Source organism: Nonomuraea sp. NPDC003707, from assembly GCF_053587055.1.
The window spans coordinates 4,782-9,460 of the sequence record NZ_JBSFNK010000100.1; the positions used below are offsets into that span (position 1 = coordinate 4,782).

5 protein-coding genes and 1 riboswitch are annotated in these 4,679 nt (G+C 64.2%); of the genes, 3 read left to right on the top strand and 2 right to left on the bottom strand.

From position 1 onward, the window contains the following. Positions 1–305: 305 nt before the first annotated feature. Positions 306–401, top strand: a riboswitch (TPP riboswitch). Together thiD and ACWDRB_RS67350 are read left to right on the top strand one after the other, a co-directional pair. Then, entirely contained in the window at positions 393–1,196 is an 804-nt protein-coding gene (gene thiD / locus ACWDRB_RS67345) for a bifunctional hydroxymethylpyrimidine kinase/phosphomethylpyrimidine kinase (RefSeq protein WP_449912733.1), read from the top strand. Its footprint overlaps the riboswitch before it by 9 nt. Positions 1,197–1,368: 172 nt before the next feature. Then, on the top strand, positions 1,369–1,926 hold the full coding sequence (locus tag ACWDRB_RS67350; protein ID WP_449912734.1) for an NUDIX domain-containing protein: 558 nt from the start codon (positions 1,369–1,371) through the stop codon (positions 1,924–1,926). Positions 1,927–2,469: 543 nt separating this feature from the next. Here ACWDRB_RS67350 and ACWDRB_RS67355 read toward each other — a convergent pair. Next, complete coding sequence (locus ACWDRB_RS67355; RefSeq protein WP_449912735.1) at positions 2,470–2,760, bottom strand: hypothetical protein; 291 nt, start codon at positions 2,758–2,760, stop codon at positions 2,470–2,472. 408 nt (positions 2,761–3,168) lie between these two features. Between ACWDRB_RS67355 and ACWDRB_RS67360 the strand changes: the two genes are divergently transcribed. Next, complete coding sequence (locus ACWDRB_RS67360; RefSeq protein WP_449912736.1) at positions 3,169–3,744, top strand: transposase; 576 nt, start codon at positions 3,169–3,171, stop codon at positions 3,742–3,744. A gap of 7 nt (positions 3,745–3,751) precedes the next feature. Here ACWDRB_RS67360 and ACWDRB_RS67365 read toward each other — a convergent pair whose 3' ends face one another. Next, a complete protein-coding gene (locus tag ACWDRB_RS67365; RefSeq protein ID WP_449912737.1) occupies positions 3,752–4,570 on the bottom strand; it encodes a transposase family protein in 819 nt (272 codons plus the stop codon). Between the last annotated feature and the right edge of the window lie 109 nt (positions 4,571–4,679).

A 4,679-nucleotide genomic window follows, 5' to 3' on the forward strand; every position in this document is an offset into this window, starting at 1 on the left:
GCGGGGGGGCCACCCCGGGGGGGGGGGGCGCGCCCCCGCCCCCCCCCCCCCACGGCCCCCGCAATGAACACGAGACAGCGTCGGGCCAGAACGCGATAGCGAGCAACAAGAAGTCACACGGCCATGAGTCGGATGTATCGCGGCAAGAATGCAGACGACCGGGCACGAGAGCAGCGAGAGCGGCTGATCGCTGCCGGGTTTAGTGAGGTGCCTCGATGGTTCCGGGCAGACTCCTCGATCAGACCCGGGCTGGTACTCGGCTCCCGATGCCAATAACACGATTTCGTGAGGCGCCTGCTATGTTTGCTGGTGACGCGGGGTGCCCAAGTACACGGGCTGAGATCACACCCGTAGAACCTGATCTAGCTCGTACTAGCGAAGGGACGTCTGTGGTGACCGCTGTCCCCAAGGTGCTATCGATTGCTGGCACCGATCCAAGCGGTGGTGCCGGCATCCATGGCGACCTGAAGACCTTCTCCGCACTCGGCGGTTACGGCATGGCAGTAATCACCGCCTTGGTTGCACAGACGACCACAGGTGTGCGTGAAGTGCACTCGGTGCCTCCGGCGTTCGTCACCAGTCAGCTCGATACGCTGCTCAGCGATGTTCCCGCGGACGCTATAAAGATCGGCATGCTTGGAGAAGCATCCGTCGTCCGCGCGGTGGCCACGGCGCTGGATCGCTTCGCACCTCTCAACGTGGTGCTCGACCCAGTGATGGTGGCCAAGAGCGGCGACCGGCTGCTGTCAGCTGATGCGATATCCGTGCTGCGGGATGTGCTCGTACCGCGCGCCGACCTGATTACGCCCAACCTGCCGGAAGCGGCAGATCTTCTGGGCGAACAACAGGCCAGGAGCGTGGAGGAGATGCGCGAGCAGACGCGGCGCTTACATGACCTGGGAGCACGGCGAGTTCTGCTCAAGGGTGGCCATCTGAGCGGGGATGTCTGCGTGGACGTCTTCAGCGATGGTCATGACATGGTCGATATCGCCGCACCTCGGATCGCAACACGCCACACCCATGGCACGGGCTGCACCCTCTCCTCAGCGATCGCGGCGCTGCGAGCGCGGGACCAGGATTGGCTCGTGGCCGTACAAGCAGCCAAGGAGTACCTGACGGGCGCGCTAAAGGCCGCTGCCACGCTACAGGTCGGGAGTGGGCGTGGCCCGGTTCACCATTTCTACGCGCTGTGGTAACGCGAACGGAACACATATCCTGCAACGAACTCTCGACGCGCGACCATGCGGCCTGGCTCGTTCCACAACCAAATGTTCAATGCCATGACTGGAGCGGTGATTCTGACCTCCCCACACGGCGATGACTAGCCTGGAGATTCTTCAGGAGAGCCCCGTTGGGAAGGAGCGAGAGATGTGGCGGAGCCCCTCTTCATACCCGGCCGGGAGTATCGGGCGATCTGATCTTCCTCAAGATCTGCCGATCGTCGAGAGAGACGTGGTCCGGCTCGTCGTCCTCGATGTACGTGATCGGTTGCTGTTGCTCCACACTCGCGATCCGACGATGCCAGAAAAGGGCATCTGGTGGGAACTTCCCGGTGGCGGGATCGACGATGGCGAAGACTATGCCGACACGGCAATCCGAGAACTGAGGGAAGAGACTGGAATCCAAGCCGAACGGCCGCAGATCGGCATTCCCACCTGGCGGCGTGACAGCTCATTTCGCTACCGAGGCACGCGGCAGCTTCAACACGAGATCGTTGTCAGCGTGCACCTCGATATTCTCGGCCCGGATATCGATGGATCGGAACGGTTAGAGTTCGAGAAGGAAGACTACTTCGGCTTTCGATGGTGGCCGATCGCCGAGGTGGAATCCAGCGCAGATCAGTTCTATCCGCGCAGGCTACCAGCCCTCCTGCTGGCGTTCCTCGCGGAGGAGAGCATTACCGAGCCGTTCGAGCTGTGGCTCTGAAGAAGCGCACCAAGAACCCTGTTCGATATCCCAGAGATACACGTTGACAAGCCACAGAATCATTGAGGATCGACGTCGAAACGCGTCGGCGGCGCATGAATACCGGTTCAGGAACATTTCGTAAAGGCCCTCCGCTCGCCGGGTAGCCCCGGTGCATTGTGCTGCACCGGGGTCGGGTAGAACCGTCACATTGCTGCGACGGTCCCCATAAGAACCATGCGTGCGATTCGTCACCGCACACGGCTCAGGCAAGCCGCGAGGGCAAGCTGGCAGATTTAGGCGAACTGGGGTTCCCGCCGTCGGGTCGAGTTCGATCCAGCTGGCAGTGAGTGTGTATGAGACGGACTTGATGATCATCCGGCGTGTAGCCTGCGGCGGTTGCGATCGCGTGTTTCGAGATCGCTTTGCGGGTGGCGATTAGCCATCGTTCCCATTCGATGGGGATGTCGGCTGGTCATCGGCATGGAGAAGGTAGTCCCCGCAGAGCGGGCAGCGGCCCTGCTGGACCTGAAGCAGTCGGAGCGTGGACCGGCCCACCGCGGGCTAATTCTTGTTGCGCCGTTGGTTCCAGTATTCGGTCAGAGCGGGGTCGAAGCGTGAGGCCCCGCCTTTGACCATCTGGTGCCGGACGATCCGGGTCCAGGAGAACTTGATCAGGTAAGCACCGCGGGCGCGGTCGCCGAAAACCCGTCTGTCCTTCCTGGCCGGATGAAAGGTGTCGAAGTAGTGGCCAACGACCCACCAGTTCGACTTGTTGCGGTGCCCGCGTAATGCCCACCGGTAGGTGAGTCTCCAGACATAGGCGTCCAAGGCGTTGAACACCTCGCCGGACACCGCGCCCCGGTGGAGGGTAGGAGGCTGGCGCGGTGGCGCTGGTCGGCGGTAGGGCCCGAGGCCTTTCTTCCCGTAGCTTCCCGTGGGCTGTGCCACCCCGGCGACCATGGCCAAGCACTTCCATTTCCAACCTCCCCCGTCAATCCGTGCATGAGGTTCTCCCTCACACGGCTTACCGACGTCCTTCACGTGGGCATGCGCGGTTCGTTTGAACTCGATGGCTCCGACCAGGCGTTCAAGTCCGAATGATTTTGCTGGTGAGTAGCGGATCTGGCTCAAAGTCCGGACGCTGTTGGCGATCTTCGGGAGGAAGTTCAGGCTGGAGGTGGCGGCCGGACTGCGAGCCGGTCGACGTCGAGAGGGGCCAGAGCGATGTCACTGCGTCCACGAGCGCGCGCGGGGATTCCTGTGAAGACAGCGCAGTTCGCCGAGGACTACTCCGACCGGCAGGCGGCCCGTGCCGTCGCGGTGCGGATCGACTGGAAGTACGCGCTGAGCCTGGAGTTGGAGGACACCGGGTTCGACTACTCGGTGTTGTGTGAGTTCCGGGCTCGGCTGGCCGAGCAGCCCGAACGCGCCGACCGGCTGCTGGGCATGATGCTGGATCGCCTGCATGCGGCCGGGCTGGTTAGGGGTCGGGGGCGGCAGCGCACCGATGCCACCCACGTGCTGGCCGCGGTCCGGCAGGTCAGCCGATCGGAGTTGGCTGGGGAGAGTGTGCGGGCGGCGCTGGAGGAATTGGCCGAGGCGGCCCCGGTCTGGCCGACGCCGCTGATCGAGCCGGAGTGGGCGCGCCAGTACGGCCGCCGGGTGGAGATCGGACGGGTGCCCGGCGGCAAGCAGGCCATCATCGCGCGGGCCGAGCAGATCGGCCGGGACGGCCTGAAGATCCTCCAAGCCGTGTGGGCCGATGATGCTCCACCCCGGTTGCGCGGCCTGCCGCAGATGGAGATCTTGCGCCAGGTGTGGCTGCACCATTACTGACGTGATCTCAACCAATTGCCGGTAGGTAGTCGTGTTCGAAATGGGTGAGGACAAGCGCTGCGCGGGCGATGTCGCCGATTCTGCTGGGGCTGATGGTGATGTGCAGGAGGGTCCGCCAGCGGCCTTTGAGCAAGGCGAAACCGCGTTCGCCGAGGCAGCGCAGGGCGCGTAGGAGCCGGTTGTAGGTGCGATTGTCCGGGCTGAGGACCTGGTTTCCCTCGGGTTGTTTGATCGGTGTGTGGACGCCGATTCCGGCGCCCTCGTAGCCACTGTCGGCAAGGGTGGGCAGGCCGGCTGCGGCAGCGGCGTACAGCGCGCCCAGCACGTGTGTGCGGGCGGCGGTCAGATCATGTACCGAGCCCGGCTCAACCTCGGCGATCCACAAAGGGAGACCGCTGGGGGCCGACAGGGCTTGAAGGTTGCCGGCATGCTGGTGGTCCTTACCGGAGTACCAGGCGTCGATGGGCTCGCCCTTGACGCTCATGATCTGCTCGGCGCAGCGGTCGATGGGGATCAAGGTGCCGTCCAGGATCACGTAGGCCAGCCCGTCGGCCTGGGCGCGGTTCAGCGCATCGTGCAGATCAGGGGCTTGGGCTGCGAGGACGTCGATCCCCTCGGCGATGTAGCGGTAGGCGGTGGCGCGGGAGACGCGGTGATCGCGGCCGAGCTTGGGGATGTCGTGCTCGCCCCGGAACCAGCGCAGGATCAGCACCGCCTGCCAGAACGGGGTCAGAGCACGGCTGCCCTTGGGAGTGCCCACCCGCCGCCGTTCGTCCCGCAGCGACCGGGCAACGTGGTGAACCAGCGCGCGAGAGACGTCGAGCATGGCACGATGAGCAATTGAGCTTCCCCCCGTTCTCCGGACACTTGACCTGAGGTCACCCTTGATCATCAGGAAGGATGTCCCCATGCCCTCGCCACACCCTCCGGAGTTC